This is a genomic window from Acidovorax sp. A1169 (assembly GCF_030704685.1).
Taxonomy (GTDB): domain Bacteria; phylum Pseudomonadota; class Gammaproteobacteria; order Burkholderiales; family Burkholderiaceae_C; genus Acidovorax.
The window spans coordinates 23,863-43,876 of record NZ_JAUZDX010000027.1 but is presented as its reverse complement, the minus strand read 5'-3'; the positions used below and the strand labels follow the sequence as shown (position 1 = coordinate 43,876).

Annotated in this window: 17 protein-coding genes; 4 read left to right on the top strand and 13 right to left on the bottom strand. The window is 67.8% G+C overall.

What is annotated here, in order from left to right; translation table 11 throughout:
- Nucleotides 1-116 precede the first annotated feature (116 nt).
- Nucleotides 117-1,685: a glycine betaine ABC transporter substrate-binding protein gene (locus QYL93_RS28560; protein WP_305746846.1), complete on the bottom strand. Its 1,569-nt coding sequence runs from the start codon at nt 1,683-1,685 to the stop codon at nt 117-119.
- A gap of 57 nt (nt 1,686-1,742) precedes the next feature.
- Nucleotides 1,743-2,579 carry a hypothetical protein gene (locus QYL93_RS28555; protein ID WP_305746845.1) on the bottom strand — a complete coding sequence of 279 codons (837 nt, stop codon included), beginning with the start codon at nt 2,577-2,579 and terminating at the stop codon, nt 1,743-1,745.
- 503 nt (nt 2,580-3,082) lie between these two features.
- Here QYL93_RS28555 and QYL93_RS28550 point away from each other — a divergent pair.
- A complete protein-coding gene (locus QYL93_RS28550; protein ID WP_305746844.1) occupies nt 3,083-3,838 on the top strand; it encodes an alpha/beta hydrolase in 756 nt (251 codons plus the stop codon).
- Between the two features lie 190 nt (nt 3,839-4,028).
- Here the strand turns inward: QYL93_RS28550 and QYL93_RS28545 are convergent, their stop codons facing one another.
- The gene (locus tag QYL93_RS28545) at nt 4,029-5,027 is read right to left on the bottom strand and encodes a hypothetical protein (RefSeq protein WP_305746843.1); all 999 of its coding nucleotides are present in this window, start codon (nt 5,025-5,027) and stop codon (nt 4,029-4,031) included.
- A gap of 1,052 nt (nt 5,028-6,079) precedes the next feature.
- Here QYL93_RS28545 and QYL93_RS28540 point away from each other — a divergent pair.
- A complete protein-coding gene (locus tag QYL93_RS28540) occupies nt 6,080-6,472 on the top strand; it encodes a hypothetical protein (protein ID WP_305746842.1) in 393 nt (130 codons plus the stop codon).
- Nucleotides 6,473-6,854: 382 nt separating this feature from the next.
- Here the strand turns inward: QYL93_RS28540 and QYL93_RS28535 are convergent, their stop codons facing one another.
- The 6 genes from QYL93_RS28535 to QYL93_RS28510 all read right to left on the bottom strand — a co-directional run bounded on the left by QYL93_RS28535 (nt 6,855) and on the right by QYL93_RS28510 (nt 12,288).
- Nucleotides 6,855-8,546: an ankyrin repeat domain-containing protein gene (locus tag QYL93_RS28535; RefSeq protein ID WP_305746841.1), complete on the bottom strand. Its 1,692-nt coding sequence runs from the start codon at nt 8,544-8,546 to the stop codon at nt 6,855-6,857.
- Between the two features lie 1,150 nt (nt 8,547-9,696).
- Entirely contained in the window at nt 9,697-10,158 is a 462-nt protein-coding gene (locus QYL93_RS28530) for a hypothetical protein (RefSeq protein ID WP_305746840.1), read from the bottom strand.
- An 85-nt stretch (nt 10,159-10,243) separates the two neighbouring features.
- Nucleotides 10,244-10,423: a hypothetical protein gene (locus QYL93_RS28525; protein ID WP_305746839.1), complete on the bottom strand. Its 180-nt coding sequence runs from the start codon at nt 10,421-10,423 to the stop codon at nt 10,244-10,246.
- Between the two features lie 11 nt (nt 10,424-10,434).
- Nucleotides 10,435-10,902 (bottom strand): hypothetical protein, encoded by a 468-nt coding sequence (locus tag QYL93_RS28520; RefSeq protein WP_305746838.1) that lies wholly within the window; start codon nt 10,900-10,902, stop codon nt 10,435-10,437.
- Between the two features lie 560 nt (nt 10,903-11,462).
- On the bottom strand, nt 11,463-11,636 hold the full coding sequence (locus QYL93_RS28515; protein ID WP_305746837.1) for a hypothetical protein: 174 nt from the start codon (nt 11,634-11,636) through the stop codon (nt 11,463-11,465).
- A 445-nt stretch (nt 11,637-12,081) separates the two neighbouring features.
- A complete protein-coding gene (locus QYL93_RS28510) occupies nt 12,082-12,288 on the bottom strand; it encodes a hypothetical protein (protein WP_305746836.1) in 207 nt (68 codons plus the stop codon).
- 546 nt (nt 12,289-12,834) lie between these two features.
- Between QYL93_RS28510 and QYL93_RS28505 the strand changes: the two genes are divergently transcribed.
- The gene (locus QYL93_RS28505; protein ID WP_305746835.1) at nt 12,835-13,047 is read left to right on the top strand and encodes a hypothetical protein; all 213 of its coding nucleotides are present in this window, start codon (nt 12,835-12,837) and stop codon (nt 13,045-13,047) included.
- Between the two features lie 259 nt (nt 13,048-13,306).
- Here the strand turns inward: QYL93_RS28505 and QYL93_RS28500 are convergent, their stop codons facing one another.
- From QYL93_RS28500 to QYL93_RS28490, 3 genes are all read right to left on the bottom strand, one after another.
- Nucleotides 13,307-13,564 carry a hypothetical protein gene (locus QYL93_RS28500; RefSeq protein ID WP_305746834.1) on the bottom strand — a complete coding sequence of 86 codons (258 nt, stop codon included), beginning with the start codon at nt 13,562-13,564 and terminating at the stop codon, nt 13,307-13,309.
- A gap of 41 nt (nt 13,565-13,605) precedes the next feature.
- Nucleotides 13,606-16,410 carry a PAS domain-containing protein gene (locus tag QYL93_RS28495; RefSeq protein WP_305746833.1) on the bottom strand — a complete coding sequence of 935 codons (2,805 nt, stop codon included), beginning with the start codon at nt 16,408-16,410 and terminating at the stop codon, nt 13,606-13,608.
- A 117-nt stretch (nt 16,411-16,527) separates the two neighbouring features.
- Entirely contained in the window at nt 16,528-17,202 is a 675-nt protein-coding gene (locus QYL93_RS28490) for a hypothetical protein (protein ID WP_305746832.1), read from the bottom strand.
- 163 nt (nt 17,203-17,365) lie between these two features.
- Between QYL93_RS28490 and QYL93_RS28485 the strand changes: the two genes are divergently transcribed.
- Complete coding sequence (locus QYL93_RS28485; protein ID WP_305746831.1) at nt 17,366-17,722, top strand: hypothetical protein; 357 nt, start codon at nt 17,366-17,368, stop codon at nt 17,720-17,722.
- A 53-nt stretch (nt 17,723-17,775) separates the two neighbouring features.
- Here the strand turns inward: QYL93_RS28485 and QYL93_RS28480 are convergent, their stop codons facing one another.
- Nucleotides 17,776-19,776, bottom strand: a complete 2,001-nt coding sequence (locus tag QYL93_RS28480; protein ID WP_305746830.1) for a hypothetical protein — start codon at nt 19,774-19,776, stop codon at nt 17,776-17,778.
- Nucleotides 19,777-20,014 lie beyond the last annotated feature (238 nt).

Below are 20,014 nucleotides of genomic sequence, written 5' to 3'. Positions count from 1 at the left end.
ATGCAGTCAATGCAGGCGGTGCGGTGGCGAAGCCGCCATTGAAGCACCGGCCAGCTGCTGCGCGCGCGGCGCGGTGTGACGCATTTCACGCGCAAGGCGTTTTTACTTGTGCTGCATCAACTGGCCGCAGCACCTGGTTGCCGAAACATGCGCTCGACCACCTCGAACACCACCTGGATCAGCACCGCCAGCCCGGCCGAGGGAATCGCACCCGCCAGCAAGGTGGTGCCGTCGTTGAGCGCCAGCCCCTGCGCAATGCGTTCGCCATAGCCGCCCGCGCCGATGAAGGCGGCGATGGTGGCGGTGCCAACGGTCATCACGGTGGCGGTCTTTACGCCCGCGATGATGACGGGCAGGGCCAGCGGCAGCAGCACCAGGCGCCAGCTTTGCGCGGGCGTCATGCCCAGCGCCACGGCGGCCTGCTGGGTGCCCTTGGGCACCTGCATCAGCCCCACGGCGGTGTTGCGCACGATGGGCAGCAGGGCATACAGGCTGAGCGCCACGATGGCCGGCACGGTGCCTATGCGGCCCAGCAGCGGGATCAGCGCGGCCAGCAGCGCCAGCGAGGGCACGGTCTGCAGCAGGCCGACAAAACCCAGGATGCCCTGGCCCAGCCACGCCCGCGCGGCGGCCAGCGTGCCCAGCGGGATGCCGATGAGCACGGCGATGCCGACGGACACGGCCACCAGCCACAGGTGGTCGCGCGTGAGGCGCCAGAAGTCGCCGCCGAAGATGGCGGTGGAGAGCGACGGGCGGGCCTGCGGCTCGGCTGTGCTGGCGGCACTGGAGGCACTTGTTGGCGCAGCGGCAGGCGTGGCCTTGCCGGCGAGAAAGTCGGCCGCAATGGCCGGGAACGCCTGCCCGTGCAGTTCGGCCTGCGCGTTCATGGCGATCATGCGCGTTACGTCGATGCGGCCTTCGAGCGCGGCGATCCGGCGCCAGGCCTGCGGGGCGCGCGTGGGCAGGTCGGCGCGGTAGAGCAGCACCGCGTCGTAGCGCGGGAAGTAGTTGGCATCGTCCTGCAGCGTCACCAGGCCCAGGTCGGCGATGCGCGCGTCGGTGGTGTAGATGTCGGTCAGGTCGATGCGCTGCGATGCCAGCGCCTGGTACGACAGGCCGTGGTCGATGGACGTGGGGCGTTGCGGCAACTGGTAGCGCCTGGCCAGGCCGGGCCAGCCGTCTTCGCGGCCCAGAAATTCCTGCGAGATGGCGATGCGCAGGTCGGGTGCGCTCCGCAGGTCGCCCAGGGTTTTGAGGCCATGCTTGCGCGCCACCTCGGCGCTGGCGGCCAGGGCATAGCCGTTGGAAAAACCCAGCGGCACGCCCAGGGCCAGGCCCATCTCGCGCAGCTTCTGGTCGATGGCCTCCCTGGACGACCCGGTGGGCAGCTTGAGGATCTCGCGCTCCACCGTGCCCAGGTACTCGGGGTACACGTCGATGGAGCCGGTCTTGAGCGCCTCGACCACCACGGCGGTGTTGCCCAGGCCCTGGCGGTGCTCCGCAGTGGCGCCGCCCTGGCGCGCGGCCTGGGTGATGACCTCGCCGAGGATGTAGCTTTCGGTGAAGCGCTTGGAGCCGATGGCCAGTTGCTCGGCGGCCGCCTGCAAGGGCCAGGCGAAGGTGCCGGCCAGCACGAGCAGGGTGGCTTTGGCGGCGGTGCGCCAGGGCAGTCGGGTGGGGTGCATCGGGCCATTCTGCGCTGCTTTGGCCGCCCTTGCGCTGCAGGGCTTTGGATGCAGCCGTCAGGGCCTGGACTGTGCGCCGGGCCGGGCATCCGGGGTCACCAGCGCCTGGCTCAGCCGGGCCTTGGCTTTGGCGCTTTCCTGGCTGGCGCTTTTCACGCTGTTCAGTAGCTGGTTGTACCGGTTGAGGATGGCCTGGTCCCTGAAGAGCAGTCTGGGCGCAGGGTCCTGCTCGAACACATAGTCCTGCGGGTTGGTGGCATCCAGCAGGTCGAGCAGTGCGGCGACACCCGTGACGACGGCGGCTTCACTGGCCACCAGGCTGGCCACAAAATCGCCGTTCAGCCGCACGGCCCGCCCAAAGCCCCGGGCGATGGGCTGGTAGACGGACGCCGGAAACAGCGGCTCCGTGGCCTTGATGCCCCGCAGCCCCCGGGCGTTGGCCGCTTCCATCTGGACCTTGTAGGCGGCGATGGCCTGCTTCCAGGGGCCCAGTTGGCTGCGTGTCTGGCTGCGCAGCGCCGGCGAGGCCAGGTAAGCCGTGCTCAGCATCAGCTGCGGCTTCAGGGCCATGACCTCCTGCACGTAGCGCACTTCGATCGCATCCGTCTCCCGACGGTAGGCGGCCTTCACCAGCATGATCGGCTCCAGCAGGCCGATGCGGGCGTCCTTGACCTCCTGATCGGTGACCGACCCGCCCGCATCGATCTTGTCGAGCAGGGGGGCCGCCATGGCGGCGGAGTCCAGCGCCTGCTGTTCCAACTGGGCTTGTGCTTGCGAAGGGGGAGTGCCGTTCTGCGCCTGTGCCGGGGCTGTTGCGGCAGCCAGCAGTAGGCCCGCCAGGACGGCTTGTACCGCCAGTGCCGCGGACTTGCGCCGCTTGTTCATGGATGGCATGGTGTGGTTCTTCCTCTCTTGGGCCATTGTCGCCTGAACGCTGCGCGGAATTGGCCCAGTCGCTTGCCGCGCACCCTGGCGATGTGGAGGCGGCGCTGGCAGCCTACGAGCCGGATGTTTGCGCGCAGTGCGGCCGAGGCGCAGGAGGCATGGGGCGTGCTTCAAGCCTGCCTGGGGCCGCAGGCGCCCCACAGCCTGGTGGATCTGCTCAACGGCGGGCCCCGGTGAGCCGCACCCGTGCCCGAGCCTGACCTAGGAGCGTGCGCGGCAGAAGGAGCATCGGCTGCAACGCCCGACAAACCGGTCTCGCCGGGTATCACCTCCGGCGCCCAGGGGTCCACCCTGGGCTTGTCGGTACTACCCAGCGATCCTCGGTTTTCGGACGTTTCGCTTCGATGCCTTCTGCCGCGCACGCTCCTAGCCGCGCGTTGCAGGCGTGTCTTACGCGCGCAAGGGCGCGCCGCTGACAGGCTGCCGCCCCCAGGCGCGGACACCATGGGGGCATGGCCTTCTCGCACGCAGATTCGCTGTCCCCTGCGCATGGCAGCGCCGAGCTTGCAGCGCCTGTGCCGTTGCCCGGCGGGCCGCTGTTGCGGCCCGCCGGAATCCACCGGCCAGCCTTGCTGGTGCTGCCGGGCTGGGACGACCATGGCAAGGCCCAGTTCGACCTGCTCGACCAGGACCTGTCTGCCCAGGGCTGGCACTGCCGACGCGGCAACCTGCCCGATGCCAGCTGGCCTGCGGCCGAACGCGCCCGTGTGAACCGTGAGGACACCCTGCGCCAGACGCTGCGCGACTACCAATTGCTTCACGCCCAGGAGCGGCCTGATGCCGTGGGCGTGCTGGGGTTCAGCTACGGCGGGTACATGGCGGCACTGTTGGCGGGGATGTATCCGTTCGACTGGCTGGTTCTGCGGTCACCCGCGATCTATCCCGATGCGGACTGGATGCTGCCCAAGGAGGACTTGGACAGGCGCGAGGTGGATGCCTACCGGCGCAAGATGCATACCCCCGACAACAACCGGGCGCTGGCTGCATGCCAGGCGTTTCGGGGTGACGTGCTGCTGGTGCAGTCGGAGCGCGACGCGGTGGTGCCGGGCCCGGTGGCCGAAAGCTATGCCTGGGCCTTCGGTAACGCGCGCTCGCTGGTGCGGCACATGCTGTTGGGGGCGGACCATGAACTGTCAAGCGCCCAGTGGCGTGAGACGTACCATCGCATTGTTGTCGACTGGCTGAAGGCCCGGCTGGCCCGCTGCTGAGGGTATGGGCCGCACCGCGCGCAACCGTGCCAGATGAGCCGGCGCCAACCCCTGCAACGGTGCGAGCCGGCCCCGACAACCTCGTCAGGTATCGCGCCCGAACTACTGCCCCACGCCGCCCTCACCTCGAACTGGAATTCGCCCCCGGGCATTTTTCCGGGCGACCGGATCCCAGAGAAGGGCGGCGATCTCACTCGACTGCTTCGGTGCCCTCGGGCTCGCCATCGGCGTCGGAGCCATCCGTCTTTTGCTCGAAGCGGTCGATGTAGCACTTCTCCTGCATGACCCTCTGCGTCACCAGCAGGTTAATGCCCATCTCGTCGACATGAATGCCGGAGCCCCAGCGGAAGTGCGGCTGGTTCACTCCCGGGGTGCTCGATCCATGCGTGATGAAATGCCTGGCCGAGGCCGGATCTCCGAGGCCCTGTGACCAAGTGACCTGGTAGAGGTAGGCGTAGTCGGTGAAGAGGACCACTGCCTTCTCCCGCACCGCGAAGTTGACCAGGTACAACTGACCGTCCCCACCGTAGAGCAGGTTGATGGTCTGCGGGCCCGCATCATTGTGCTCGGGCACCTTGCAGGTGAACGCGTAGCCGCCCGTGACCGGCACCGAAAGATCGCTGCCCGCAGTGCGGTAGAAGTACAGGTCGCTGCCCTGGAGGCCGACGATCACGTAGTTGCCATTGGCTTCGTCGAATGCGACGCCGATGGATTCGATTTTGCGGTCGTCGCAGTCGGCGATCAGGCTGTTGTTGACCAACGCGATCGAGGGGTTGTCGCTGGTCAGGCCTTCCACGTTGTACACCTGTATGCGGGTGTTGTTGTAGTCCTCCGTCTGGACTGGCACAAACAGGTACTTGCCCGCTAGTTGAACGCCCCCCGGATGGTTGAATGCCTGGCCATTGCCCCCCAGCGCAGCAGCCGACTGGCTGACATCAAGATGGGTGGTGAAGATGCATTGCTGGGGTGGCGAGACGCGAAACACGTAGAGTTTTCCGCTGTCATGGCCGGAGCGGTTCTGGGTGAGCAGGTACAGGTCCTCGTACTGGGCAATGCCCTGGAGGTGGCTCTCACTCAATGCGTCGTAGTGCGAGGGGCCCTGCAGGCATTCGCGGTCGCCGTTTTTGTGCAGGTTGTTGAAGGATGCCAGTGGGTTGGCCAGTGCGGACGAGACGGTAGTGGAGTTCACGGTGAGACCTTCGATTCGGTGGTTGATTGAAGGGAAAGGCGGCAGCCCGGCTGATGGCCAGCCAGGCAACCCACAAGGCAGATCCGGTCGCACCCGGCACGGTTGAGCGACTGCAGTCCGCACGGGCTGTGCATGGCTTCATGGCTACCACCATGGGCAGCGCCACACCCAGCACCCACCAAATGCTAGGGATTTTTGCCACGTTTGTATGTCCTCTATATAGATGACAAATGCGGGTTGAATGCGTTTTTTGTGCCTGCACCTGCGGCCCCAGCCTCAGTGGCTGCAAACCACTGGTCGTTGCTGGGCAGGCGCGCGCTGGAGGTGCTCACAGACCGCACGGGGCCGTCGGTCTTTTGGTGTGGGGGGTCGCGGCGCAGGGCGTGGCATTCTGCGCGCGGGCATGCACGCATGCATGGGTAGGGGCCTGGTGCGTGGACTGGCCCGTTCAACCCCTGCATGCAAGCGTGATGCTGTCCATCAACGATCGACGATCAACCATCAACGATCAACGAGCACCGGCACCGGCACCGGCACCGGCACTGCCGGTTCCTGCGCTGCCGGATCCTGCGCTGCCAGCGCCTGCGCCTGCTGAACCGGCTCCGGCGCCAACTCCCGCGCCGGGGCCGGCCCCCGTACCGGCACCTGGCCCCGCGCCTGCTCCGGGTGCACCGGCACCCACGCCCGCGCTACCGCCCGTACTGCCTGCCCCGCTGCTCGCGGCACCTGCGCCGCTCCCCGTTGCAGAACCCGCTGCAGCGCCAGGGGCCGCACCGGGTGCGGTGCCGGCCGCACTGCCAGGTGCGCCCGCGCTGGTGCTGCCAGCCGAGCCCGTGCCAGGAGGCGCACCTGCCACGCTGCCCGCGCCTGCACCGCTGAGCCCGACACCCGCGCTGGTACCCGGGGCGATACCGGTGCCTGTGCCAGTGGCGCTGCCTGCACCAGTGCTGGTGCCGCTCGTCGGGGTGCCGTTACCGGTGGCGCCTGGGCTCCCTGTCGGATTGCCTGTCGTGGCTGCTGTCGTGCCCGTGCTGCCCGTACCCGGTGTGCCTATGCTGCTGCTCGGAATGCCACTGGGGATGTTGCCCGAAATGCTGGCGTTGCCGATGCTGCTGTTGCTACTGGGCGTGGTGGTGGTGCTGCTCGGGTTGCTGGTGGCAGCCGTGGGCGTGGCGGTGCTGCTGGGCACGCTGCCGGGGATGCTGGAGGGGCTGGTGGTGGCGTTGCCGATGTTGCTGCTGCTCGGGATGCTGCTCGGAATATTGCCAGGAACGGCGGTGTTGCCGATGCTGCTGTTGCTGTTGCTGTTGCTGCCCGGCGTGGTGGAGGTGTTGCCCAAGGCACTGCCAGGGGTGGCCGTGCTAGGGGTCGCGGTGCTGGGGTTGCCAATGGTCGAGATGGCCGGAGTGGCAGGGCTGGCGCTGCCGAAGCCGCCCTGGCTGTAGGCATGCTGCGATACGGTGAGTGCCAGCACGGACACAGCGATCAGCGGGGCCGCAAGGCTGCGGTGCGAACGGGAGACTGGGGTGGTCGACATGGGGAGCTCCTTTGAGGATCGCGGTGGCCGTGGTGCCACCATGCCTTCATGTTGAAACCGGCGGGCGTGCGGCGCGGTAGGGACACAGGCGCGCCCCCGGTAGGACGGGGCCGTTCACGCCGCGCGGCCCGCAGGCCGGATGCAAGCGCAGGTAACGCGCCCAAGGCCCGCACACAGCAAGGGCGTGTCGCACCCTGAAACAGGGTGAACAGTTGCTGACAACTCGTGGGCGGACGCGGCGTGGGTTCCACTGCCACCCTCAGCGTGCCAGCCTGTCTCTCAACCGGTTGCTAAGCCTGCGCGCTGGCGGGCTGGCTCAGCAGGTAGTCCGCCACCGCGTCCGAGAACCTGCTGCGCCGCCCGCCCAGCAGCACGGCGCCGTCGTCCGGGCCCTCGGGATCGGGCCGCGCGCCGGGCATGCCGTGGGCCACCAGGGCCTGGGCGCAGCCGACCCAGTCGCCACCGCGCACGGGCTCGTTGAGCGAGGCCCAGGACAGGGTGCCGCTGGCGTTGTCGCCATAGCCGTGCAGGGCCTGCCAGTCGGCGCCGTGCGCCAGCAGGAAGCGGGCGAGGGCGGCATCTCCACGGAACACGGCCTGGTTCAGGGCCGAGGCATCCCAGTCTCCACCGCGCACCTCGATGGGCCAGCCCAGGGTGACCATGGCGCGCACCGCATCGCCGCAGCCCTGGGCCGCCAGCTCGGGCAGCAGCCGCAGCTGGGCAGGGCCGAGCCTGCCGATGGTGCCAGGGTGTGCGGCCTGCAGTGCGCGGGCCGCCGCTTCGTCGCCGCGTGCGCAGGCGGCGATGAAGGCCTCGTCCGAGTCGGGTGGCGCGTGGCCGCTGGTTCCCGCCGTGGCCGCCTGCAGCAGCTGTGCCACCTCGGTCAGGCCGTAGCGCAGGGCCATGGCGTGGGCGGGTGTGCCGTCCTGCATGCGCGCATCGGGCCTGGCGCCTGCGGCCAGCAGGGCTGCGATGTGCGCGGGCGAGCGGCGCCGGCGAATGGCCCACAGCAGCGGCGAGCCCCAGTCCGACGTGGGCGGGCCCTGCGGTGCTTCGTTGGCATCGCCGCCGTGCGCCAGCAGCAGCTGCAGGGTGGCCAGGTCGTCGAGGTCGAGCACGCGGTACATGGCGTTGGTGCCGGTGATGCGGGCTCCGGCTTCGAGCAGCAGCCGGGTGCACTCGGGGTTGTCGAGCGCGTGGTAGAGCGATTCGTTGTCGTCAGGATGGGCGCCAGCATCGAGCAGCAGCTTCGTCATCTCGGGGTCGAGGTTGCGGCCGGCAGCGCCGTACAGGGCCGAGAGGCGCTCGGTCTCTGCAGGTGCCTGCAGCGAGGCCGGGGGCCAGCGGTTGCCCACCGATTGGTCGGGCGATGCACCGGCCGCCAGCAGATGCCGTGCGCAGGCGATCAGCCGCTCGCGGTGGCTCGGCAGCTGCAGCAGGCCGGAATGCGCGACCGCCACCAGTGGCGGCAACTGCAGCGGCCCACCCGCACGGTGCACCCAGCCGGGGTCCTGCGCGGTGGCCTGGCGCAGCACGGCTTCGTCGCCGGTGGCGCAGGCCAGGCAGGGGTCGCTGTTGCCGAGCAGGGCGGGGTGGTCTTCGAGCAGGCGCAGGGCCACGGCGGGCCGCGCGCGGTTCATGCCGCCGCAGATATCGCCCGCATAGGCCAGGCCCAGCCAGTGGAGCAGGGCCTTGCCCGGGTCATCGGCCTGGGCCCGGCGCGCGACGACAAAGCCCTGCAGGTCGGCCCAGGAGGCAAAGCCGTATTCGCGTGCGATGCACGACTGAGCATCGTGCAGGCGCAGGCCCTGGGCGGCGAGGGTGGTGTCGCTCTTGCCTGCAGCGGCGGGCAGGGCGGTGCGAAAGCGCTGCAAGGCGGCAGCGTCGTTGCTGCGGTACAAGGCCAGGAGATCCTTGGCCTGTTTCTTGAGGTGGCCGATGTCGGGCCGGGCGGGAAGGCGCTTGTAGGGCGTCGTCGTCATGAAGAAACCTCCGTGCATCTGGTGCCGATGGCCCGCAGATCCGGCTGCACAAAAGGCGGTGGACAGGCGTGTGGTGGAGGCAGCGGCGTGGCGCTGGTGTCCTCCGTGCAAGTGGGTTCTACCCTTCCCGCGGGCCCGGGGGCGGCTTGCACCGCGGGTGGGATGTTAGCTGATGTGCGGTGTTCTTCGTTTCGTTGTTGCGGCAGGTCTTGGTTTTGTTGCGTGCTTGGTGTCTGTGGTTGCTTCTGTTCTTTTGCCGAGGGCGGAGGCCGGGGTATGCGCCCGGCGGCGCAGTAACTTTCTCTTGCGTCGCCAAGAGAAAGTCACCAAAGAGAAGGCGACCCCCAGTCTGCGTCCCCCATTCCCCCTGTCGGGCGAATGGGGGCAGCCTGCGATGCTCGGTCCTGGGGTGGTGCCGCAGAACTCGCTGCGTTCTTCGAACTCCGCTCAAACAGCTGCGGCAAGCCAGATCACGAAGTGCGTGTGTCCTGCGGCACACGCACCCACCCCAGCTCCTGCGCTTCTCGGCGCAGCCAGCAGGGGTGGGGAGCGGGTACCACACGGCTGCTGCTTCGCAGCTGCGCCGTGTGTCGGTGATGGGCGCTGCCGACGAGACTGGCGCGATCGCTCTGCCCAGGCCGAGCGAAGCAATGGCCCGTATGGAGCCCGCTCCCACCCCCTTCTGACCGTGCCGAGAAGCGCAGGGCCTGGGGTGAGCGCGTGCCGAAGGACACGCGCATCGTTGTCTGGCTCGCCGAAGCTGTCTGACCGGAGCTGCCTCGCAGAGGCAGCGCAGGGAGTTCTTCGGCGTCACCCCAGGACCGAGCATCGCAGGCTGCCCCACTCGCCCAACGGGCGAGTGGGGACACGGGCAGCGGGGTCGCCTTCTCTTTGGTGACTTTCTCTTGGCGACGCAAGAGAAAGTTACTGCGCTGCCGGGCGCACACCCCGGCCTCCGCCCTCGGCAAAAGAACAAAAGCAACCACAGACACCAAGCCGCAGCACCACGTTTCGCCCGCCGGGCCGAGACCCGGCCTCCGCCCTCCACCACAGCATGCTGCCAGCAAGGCACTCCGACCCTCCGCCAAAGCATGCAGTGAAGCCAGATCCGCCGCTAGCCAGCAGCGGCACAACCCCGCTGCCCCCGCTGCTACCCGTTCTCCAGACTCAGCTCCGGCCAGGAACTGAGCGGCGCCGGCCCGGTGGGCGGGTCATCCGGGTCCGCAAGCGCGTTGATCGCCGGCCGGGGCGCCAGGCACATCTGCAGGTACAGATAGTCGCGCAGCACGGCGCGGCCGGGGTCGAACTGCACAGGGGGCATTTCGTCATCAGGCTCGAAGAGCACGTCGATCTCGACCTTGGCGCCGCGGGGTGGGTTCAGAAACTCCTGCGCGGCGGCGATGGCCTCGATCCAGACAAAGGCGCCTGCGATCTCTGCCGTGGCGAAGGCCGTGGAGGGCAGGTTCAGCCCGGAGTGGACCAGCGAATAGTCGTGCCAGGCCATGTAGGGGTGCACGCCAGCGGCAAGGCAGACTTCGAGCGCGGCGCGCTCTGCCATGGCGGCCTTCTCTGGGCTGTCTGCATCCTCGGGGTAGGCAAGCACTAATCGCATGGGGTGCTCCGGATCATCAAGCAATCGTAGCCACAGACCCCGCGTTTGATCAATCAAACAATTGCCACCACCTGTGCCACCCCACCTACATCGGCGCTGGCGTGGGATGCGGCCCCACGGGCTCGGGTGGCAGGGGGTTGCCGGGCTGGGGCTCGGGCATGGGGTCCACCGGCCCCATGGGATGGGGATGGGTGGCGCCAAGCAATTGCTGCAGCAAAGAGGGGAAGTGGAACGGCATGGTGGTGGTGTTCGCAGAGGTGGGCATGGCGGGGCCGATCAGCGCGATGCAGGCGACGCCGGGACGTCGCTGGCGGGCGCAGTGGCTTGCATCGGGACGGCGCCGCTGGTGCTGGCCTGCGCCGGTGCCGATTTGTCGGTGGAAGGCAGGGTGGCGCCTGCGGGCGCACCCATGGTGTCGCGGCTGGCATCCACCGGTGTGTCGGCCGACTGGGGTGTTGCCTGGGTGGGGCCCTGGTTGCCGGCCTGGGCGGGCGACGAGGCTGTGGGCATGGCCGGCGCCGTTGCGCTGCCGGAGGACGAGGTTGCCGCGGGGGGCGCGCTCTCGCCCATGCGGCCGGCGTTGCCCTTGGGGCCCATCACGTTGAAGCCGATCACCCCCGCGACGGCGATGGCAACCATGCCAACCACGTACCACATGGCCTTGCTGTTTTCCTTGCCGCTAGTGGGTGCCGGTTGCTCGCCTGGGACTGCAGGGCGGTGTGCGGGGTTGGACGGGGTGGTCATGGCTGTCTCCGGCATAGGGGTGTCGTTCAAGGAAATGCAGCGCTATCTGTGCTGCGCACGTTTGCCAAGCCATGCTCGCCCCAGAATGGTGCGGGCGCTGTCGGACGGGTGCGCATGCCGTCGCCGGATAAGCGAGCGGCACGGTCCTAATCGAGCCTGTGCGGGCAGCCGGCCGGACGGCCATACTTGATTGGCATGTCGAAGCGGGTCTTGGGTTGTGCTGGCGACGCCTGGCCAGTCGATGCGTCAGGCCACCGGGCGACGCCGATTCATTCCATGTCCCAACGGGTCAGGCGGGCCCTGATTGCAGTAGTACCCTGGCTGAAAAAATCACCTGCAGTTGAGTCAATCGCCGATCAACTCGTATCCCGCGATGACTTGCCGGATGCTGCAGTGCTGGCATTACTTGCCGCCGTACTGCCTACCTTGTGGTTCTTGACTGAATGGCCCTGCGTGACCTGGCCCGACTGGTTTGAGCCGAGCAGGCCCTCGTTGCGGCTGTGCGATGTGCGCCAGGTGTTGAACTCGTCAGAGAACTTCTGGTAGCGCTCGTTGCGCCACTAGTCGTAGTCCTCATCGAGCAGGCGCAGTTGCTCCTGGCGCCAGGCAGAGTAGTCGGGGTCATGGTGCTCGCGCTGGCTGCTGCGGTACTGGGGGTTGCCCTGCTGCTGGCGGTCGTAGTTGCCAGCGTAGCCTTCCTGGCGGGCGTCCAGCCGGCCGGCCGTCGTAGCCATGGCCATAGCTGCGGCCCCGCTGGCTGGCGTAGACGTCGCCCTGGTCACGCTCAAGGCCGCCATAGCCTTCGCGGGCCCAGGCGTCGGGGCGGCTCAGGCGGGCACGGTCATCCTGGCCGTAGCTGCCGCCGGAATGGCCGCCGCTACCGTACTGTTGCTGCTGACGAAAGCGTTGCTCTGCTTCGTACGGGTCGTAGCCACCGATATCGGGGCTGCGCGCGCCGTAGCCATAGCCATAGCCGCTGTCATGGTTGCTGCGGTAGCCACTGCCCTGGCCCTGCTCGTACCGCTCTCGGCCGAAATCTCGTCCGGCATTCCATCAACGGTGCCGTTGAGGTCACGGTGGTTGGCGAAACTGCGGCCCGCAAGCCGCCGTGCACCAGGACGGCGATCCATCACGCCCTCCTGCGCCGGGACTGGTGCGGGCCGCAGAAGCCGGGACCCATCAGTGCTGGGTTTTCTGAGACCGCTGGGTTGATGACTCACCCTGCTGGCGACTGGCCTCGTTGTTCTGTGGGCCTTTCTGGCCCTGCTGGCGGCTACCCGTGCTGCCCGTGCTCTGCTCCTGCTGGCGTTCGCCCGAGGGATTGCGCTGCGGGTTGTGCTTGTCGTCCTGGGTCTGGTTGTTGCCTTGAGGGTTGTTCTTTGGCATACACGTTCTCCTGTTGAGGTGAAAACATTGCACACGACGACCGTGTGTGGATCCATTCTTGGCCGCCGGAGTGGGGCGTTTTTGTAGGCCTTGTCCTATGCGCCGGTCAGAAAAATCCCATGCCCGGTAAGCAGATGCACAGGCTGTATCGAGCAGGCCAGCGGGGCGCCGATTTGTAAGCCAGGTGAGCGGGCGCTAGCCCGGCAGGGGCCTCCACGCATTGGCCTGCAGTCCTACATTGGGGGGTGGGGCAGCACTTTTACGATGGTTGCGCCGCGAGGTTTGCGGCGTCTCTCTCCCTCGTGACCATCGCGAGTTGGGCCCGCCGCTGAGCGGGCCCTTTTTTGGGGGCGTGGGCAGTACACAATGGCTTACCTTTCGCGCAGGCATTGTTGGACACACGGCCAGCGTGGAGTTGCTACCATGGTGCCACCTGGGCATCGCTCAGAGGAAGACCTGGGCCTGCCCTCCCGCCCCCCTGCCTGTATGCCAATGTCGTCAGCCGTTTTTAGATTCACGCGCGATGGGCGCGAATCGCACAGCACCATGATCAGCGCGACCACGGACGCGATGAGCGTCGTGCTCGTCTGGCAGGCGCTGGGTGCCGCGCGCCGGCACGAGGTGCTGGACGATAGTGGCGAGGAGTTTCTGGTGGTGCGCCTGATCTACCCGGACGAGCAGGCCGACCAAGCCATCAGCGACCTGGACGAGCAGTGCGACACGCATGGGGTGTTGCGCGAGGATGTGCCGGGGGGGTGAGTGCACCTACCTCCCCGCACCCAACATCTGCCGCACCTTGTACGGCGCCCACTCGTAGTGCCAATGTCGTCCAGCGGGGTCTGCGCCTGTTAGGTTGTTGTGGGATCAGCCGTTTTTTTTCTTATGCAATCACACGCATCAGTGTGTGGCGAATGGCGGTGCAAAAATGCAGGTGCGCTGTGGTGGCAAGTTCCTGCTGCAGCTCTTGTTTGACAAGCGGTCGCCAATCGGCTTCCGGGAACTGGCTGGCGTATTCCGCCTACTGCTCCAATTGCTGCGGGTAGCCGTATGCAGCGGCGCTGCGCATGTAGGGTAAGCCTGCGCCCTGCAGGTTCAGGATGCGGATGGTGTCTTGCGCTCTGTGGTGCGCCTGCGGCGGCAGGTCTGCGTTGGGGTGAACGCTGCCGCCCTGCGGGTCAAACACCAGAAAATCATCGGGGTCTTCGGTGTCTGTTTGATAAAATCGCCGTGCTGATGGGGGCCACATTGTGCATCTGATGCGCGAGGCACGGGTCATCTCAGGCCGGCGGGCCAGTCTGGCAGGCGGGAAGTTTCTTCCTACCTCGCCCCATCCAGCATCTGCCGCACCTTGTTCACCAGGTGCGGTATCTCAAACGGCTTGGTGAGGATGGCCATGCCTTCGTCCATGAGGCCGTTGCCCACGGCGGCGTTCTCGGCGTAGCCGGTGATGAACAGCACCTTCAGGCCTGGGCGCACGCTGCGGCCGGCGTCGGCCACCTGGCGGCCGTTGAGGCCGCCGGGCAGGCCCACGTCGGTGAGCAGCAGGTCGATGCGTTCGGGGCCCTGCAGCAGGTGCAGGCCCGTGGGGCCGCTGTCAGCCAGCAGCACGCGGTAGCCGGCCTCGGCCAGCACCTCGCTGACCAGCTCGCGGATGGTGTGCTCGTCCTCGATCACCAGCACTGTCTCGCCTGCACCTGGCGCCAGGTCGTGGTGGGCAGCAGCGGCTTCATCCTGCGCCTGGCCTTGGTGGCGCGGCAGGTACAGGTGCATGGTGGTGCCCTGGCCCGGGGCCGATTGCACGCGCACCTGCCCGCCCGACTGGCGCACGAAGCCATACACCATCGACAGCCCCAGGCCCGTGCCCTGGCCCAGGGGCTTGGTGGTGAAGAAGGGGTCGAAGATACGCTTGAGCAACCCGGGCGGCATGCCGGAGCCGGTGTCGGCCACGCCCAGCACCAGGTACTCGCCGGGCGGCAGTTCATGTTCGCGCGCGGCGCGCTCGTCCAGCGCCCGGTTGCCGGTGGTGATGAACAGGCGCCCGCCCTGGGGCATCATCGCGTCTCGCGCGTTGATGCACAGGTTGAGCAGCGCGTTCTCCAGCTGCGAGGGGTCGATGCGGGTGGCCCACAGGTCGGGGGCGGCGGTCACCTGCAGGTCCACCGTGGGGCCCACGGTGCGGGCGATCAGGTCCTGCATGCTGGCGACCAGGCGGTTCACGTCCACGGGGCGCGGGTCTAGCGTCTGGCGGCGCGAGAAGGCCAAGAGGCGTTGCGTGAGGCTGGCGGCGCTGCGCACCGAGCGCTCGCACATCTCGATGTAGCGTTCCAGGCCTTCGCGCTTGCCCTTGGCCATCTGAATCTTCATGACCTGAAGGCTGCCGCTCATGGCGGCCAGCAGGTTGTTGAAATCGTGCGCAATGCCGCCGGTGAGCTGGCCCACGGCCTCCATCTTCTGTGCCTGGCGCAGGGCCTCTTGCGCCTCGTCGAACGCGGCCTGCTGGCGCAGCCGGTCGGTGATGTCCACACCGGTGGCAAACGCGCCGATCTGCGTGCCGTCGGCGGCGCGCAGCACCTCGAACTTGAGCTCATACTCGCGCTGGGCGATGGCGGGGTTACCGAACTGGCCCTGGATGGTGAAGGACTCGCCGGCCATGGCACGCTGCCACAGCGCCAGCGCGGCCTGCACGTCGGCACCCGTGCCGTTCAGCAGCGCTGTCAGGCTATCACCGGGAGCGGGGCGCACGCCGTACACGCGCTCGTACTCGTCCGCATTGGCCTGGTTGATGGCCAAAAACCGGTAGTCCCGGTCCAGCACCTGGATGAAGGCGTCGGTCGTCTGCACGATGGTGGCCAGCACGTCGCGCTCGGCCGTGCGCTCTGCCAGCGCGGCGGCGTGGTCCTTTTCGTCCTGCACGTCGCGGGTGATGCAGTAGACCAGGCCGTCCTCCGGCACCGCCACCCACGACAGCCAGCGCCAGCCGCCGGCCTTCATGCGGTAGCGGTTTTCAAAGCGCAGCACGGGCAGGCCGCGTTTGCTGGCATCGGCCCAGGCGCGCTCGCTGGCGGCCAGGTCGTCGGGGTGCACCAGCTCGCGAAAGCCCATGCGCTGCATCTCGTCTTCCGTCCAGCCCAGCGTGCGTTCCCAGGCGGGGTTGGCGGCCTCGAAGTGCCCGCTGGCGTTGATCACGCACAGCAGCTCGGGGCTGACGGCCCAGGCGCGGCCGCGAGAGAGGGTGCGCTCGATCACCTGGCGCTCCAGGTCGGCATTGAGGGCGCGCAGCCGCGCCTCGCTGGCCTGCGCGGCGGCCTGGGCCTGCACGCGCGCGGTCACGTCGTAGCCGCCGACGAAGATGCCGTGGATGCTTCCGTCCTCATCGCGCATGGCTTCATAGAGGATGTCAATATGGCGCTCGTGGGCCTCGCCGTGCAACTGGATGGGCATGGCCGAGGCTTGCATGGGCTCGCCGGTGGCGTACACCCGGTCCAGCATTTCGTAATAGCCCTGGCCCATGAGTTCAGGGAGCACTTCGCGCACCGTGCGGCCGACGAAGTCGCGCGCGCCCCAGATCTTTACGTAGGCATCGTTGACGTACTCGAAGGCGTGTTCAGGCCCGGTAACCACGCCCACGAAGCCGGGCATCTGCTGCAGCAGTCGCTGCTGGCGCGCCCGCTCGGAGCGGGCCTTGCGCTCGGCCAGCACCTTGCCGGTGGTCTCGACCACGGTGTCGAGCATGGCGACGATGCCGCCGTGCTCGTCGAACCAGGGGCTGTAGCAGAAGGTGAAGTAGGCATCCTCCAGCGTTCCACTGCGGTCGATGCGAAGCTGGAAGTCTTCGATGAAGGTGGACTCGCCCGCCAGGGCCTTTTCGGCAATGGGTTGGAGGCCCTCCCACGCCTCGGCCCAGGTCACGCGCATGGGCTGGCCGAGCGCGTCGCCCTTGCCACCCAGGATGGCGTGGTAGCCGTCGTTGTACAGGGCGATCAGGTCCGGCCCCCAGAACAGGCACGAGGCGAAGTCGGAGCCGAGCATCATGTCCACCGCGATGCGCAGCGATGCGGGCCATTGCGCAATGGGCCCCAGTGGCGTGGCAGCCCAGTCGAATGCGCGGATGCGCGCGCCCATGAGGCCACCGCCACCATGGAATGCAGAAGATCGATGTGGGAGGGGTTTTATCGGGTCGGCTGACATGCGGTTACGAGGATAACCGGACGACAGCGCACAAGTTTGTCAGCCATGGCCTCATTGCACCCAGCGGAACGGCACGGTCTTGACCCCATTGCCGTTCCAAGCCGACACGGTGCCCGTGATCTCGCGCCCGGCGGGTGTTTCCTTCGCCTGGATCAGGCTCAGGTGGTAGCGGTAGCCATCTCCATGGGCGGCACGCGCCTGGGCCATGGCGCGCGCCGCCGCATCGGTGTGCTGCAGGGCCATGCTGGCACCGGCCAGCAGCATGGCGATGCCCACGCCTATGGCGATGGGCCAGCGCGTGCTGCGCACTTTGAGGCCGGCGGCGGCAATCGCCTCGCGCACCGGCGGCGCGCCCAGTTCGCGCGCCAGCCACGCCATCAGCGCCACGGTGAACACCAGCAGCACGCCGCCGAGCACGGCCAGCGTGGCATGCGTCTTGACCATCGCCAGCGTCAGGCCCGGCGGCTGCAGCAACGGCGACACCAGCACCACGGCGGCCAGCAGCGCCAGCATGGAGACCGCCATGCGCCGCACGATGGACGCCGCGCGCAGGCTGCCGCGCAACAGGAAGATGCCGCCTGCCACGGAGAAGATGTTGAAGCTCGACACATAGGGCACATCAAGCGCCAGGCAGATGAACCAGGCGGCGATGTCGATGCCGCCCACGATCAGCAGGGCCAGGCCGGTGCGGTGCAGGTGGGGGCGGTAGGAGGTATCGGTGGGCATGGGCTGTAATCGGTTGCCCCGCAGTCTACGTGGGCTTGCGGGTCTTTCAGGCTTTGCCGACGGCGGCCATGCCCCATCGCCGGCTTGAAGTGCCGCCATGGGTGCGGCGTCTCAGCCTGTCAGTACCTTTTGTGACAGGCCATGCGCTTGATGTGTCCATAACGTGAAAGCGTCTTCGGTACTGGTCGGCGCAGAAAAAGTACAACCTGAATGGGAGAAGCGCATGGGATTTGTTGGTTTTTCGGGCTTGCTCGCGTTGTTCGCGCTGGCCGGGTGCTCGGCCATGACCCGGCCGTTGGAGGTGCACATCCGGCCCGATGCATACCAGGTCGGCAGCGTCAAATCAGCGCTTGCAACCCCTGCGGTGGACGAGGTGGTGCGCGTCAACCCCAGGAGGGTTTTGATGGTGACGTGCCGCAGTACGCCCCCGGCCAAGATCATTCAGTTTGAAGTGGAGCTGCGAGCGCGGCACAAGGCCGAGTTGCAAGGCACTCTCACGAGCGAAGGCTGCGCTGCGTAGGCACTTTTCCACCCCACTCCATCCCGAACCAGGGCACGCCCCATCGCGAAGACTTACTCCGCGTTGCCCGGGGAAGCTGCAGCCCTCTGGATCCGGTACACGCGCAGCTCGCCATCTGCCTGGGTCACCAGCAGTCGGCCGTCGGCACTGAACGAAAGGGGGTACTGCGCCGCAGTGCGGATGCGCTGGCGCACAAGGCCGCTGGCCGCGTCGACGGCGATGAGTTCGCCTGCGCGCGATGCCGGGTGGGCACGGCGCTCTATGCGCAGGCTGTTGGCAGTGGAGGCCAGGCTGTAAGCCGCGCCGTCCGGGGGCAATGGGTCTTCGGTCTGCGACACCATCGCGCCCGTCCGCATGTCATACGCCAGCTGGCCTTGGCGGCGCTCGCTCCAGGCGTTGAACCGGGCGACTCCCCGGCTTTCGTCGAACGAAAACTCCTGCAAGGTCCATTTCGGCCGGGGGAATGGCTCTTCGGGAGGGGGCTGCAGGGCGACGGGCACGCGATCCCTGCCCAGGTCACGAAAGCGCGCGTACGGAGGTCGGTGGTCGGTGTGCCATGACCACACCGATTCGCCCACCTTCTTGAGCCCGCGCAATCGCCACGGTGCCAGGTCGCCGTAGCGGCGTTCTGCCTGCACTTGCAACAGCGGCACATCGAGCCGGAGCGCGAGGAGGTCGGCCGCCGTGGGCTGGAATATCGGTTCGCAGGCCAGCCACACGGCCGCGCCATCCCGCCCGAACAACACGGCGTTTTCGGTATGCGATTCGGCGAGGCAATGGGTTCCCGTGTGGCGGTACTCGCCGGCCGGTGCAAAGCCCGGCACTGCATACAGCCGCAGGCGAACCTGGTGCCGTACGCTCTTGTCCACCACCACTGTGTGACCGCGCGTGCGCAGCGCCAGCCACCGCGCGTCCGGACTCCAGGCCCAATCGGGCGACTCGTGCATGCGCAGGACATCGGGGAACCGGTGCACCAGCTTGCCGGTCGCCGCATCGACAATGATCACCTGGTGATCGCTCGCCACCGCGATGATCCAGCGGCCATCGGGTGACACCGACGCTTTGCGCGGAATCTCGCGCACCCGCACGGGTGCGCTGAACGCGTATTGAAGCAGTGGCTCGCCTTCGGAGCTGTCCTGGGCCGGAGCGGGTGAGAGCGCGCGCTGCGCGGCCAGCTTGAGCCACTGGCCGCCACCGGGCGCCAGCGCGGCCACGATACCTGGCACCAGCAGTGCGCCGACCAGCGCCGCTGCGCCGACCAGCGCCGCTGCGCCGAGCCTGAGGCGCTGCTGCGATGTCTGCAGCAACGGGCCATGCGGTACGCCCACGGCCTGCGCAAAGATCAGCAGCGCGACGGCGGCCCAGATGGCGTGCGCCAGAGTCTGAGCGACCAGTGCCGAGGCGCGTCTGCCCCATGTCCAGCCGTTCATGGCGCTAGACAGCAGATCGACGTTCACCCCGGCCAGCGCCCACAGCCCCCACAAGAGCGCAACGGCCATGGTGGCGCCGATCATCGCGACCAGCGGCACCCACCGCCGCACATGGGTGACGCGGGCGAAGAGCCAGGCCAGCACCAGCACGCCAATGGCGAAGAGGGCGCCAGCGGGTCCAATGAACAGCCTCCATGGCAGGCCGACGAACTCCTCCGAACGGAATTCGGCGAGCGGGAAGACGCTGCGCATGACCACAATCGTCATCCGGTATGCAACACCCGCCGCGGCCTCAGCCGCCATGCTCGCCACCCACACGACCGGCATGGCCAGCACGATCTGGCGCCAGCGCAGCGCCGGTGCCGCCCGCCGCATCACCAGGGCGTGCAGCAGCAGGGGAGCGGGCAGGGCCAATCCCCCCAGCAATGCCAACGCGAACGGAAGCCATGAGGCAAGCGGGTCATCGGGCCGCACATCCTTGTTCAGCGCCGTCCAGCCCAGTGCCTGGAACATCGGCGTGGCCGCATGGGCGAAAAGCCAGGCGAGCGCGACGCCGCGCGTCAGGCGCAGTGCGCCGTGGGTGTGGCTGTCGGCTGCAGCAGCAGAAGGTATTGCAGGGTTCAAGGGGTGTTGCTCTCATGCCTGGGCCGGCCCGCCGCCGCGCCCTGTCTGTCGATCCTGAAGAGGCCGCTGTCGGGCCTTGGATCGAGTATTGCGAGCCTGTGTGATGTGGGTATGAAGTCCTCTGGCCATGGGCATGGCGGTGCCGACAGCCCCATGGAGCCGAGCGCAACCTAGACTTTTGTCGAGTGCTTGTAGCGGCCGCTCTCGACGCCTCTTCCCCTCTGATGCTCCCACCCGA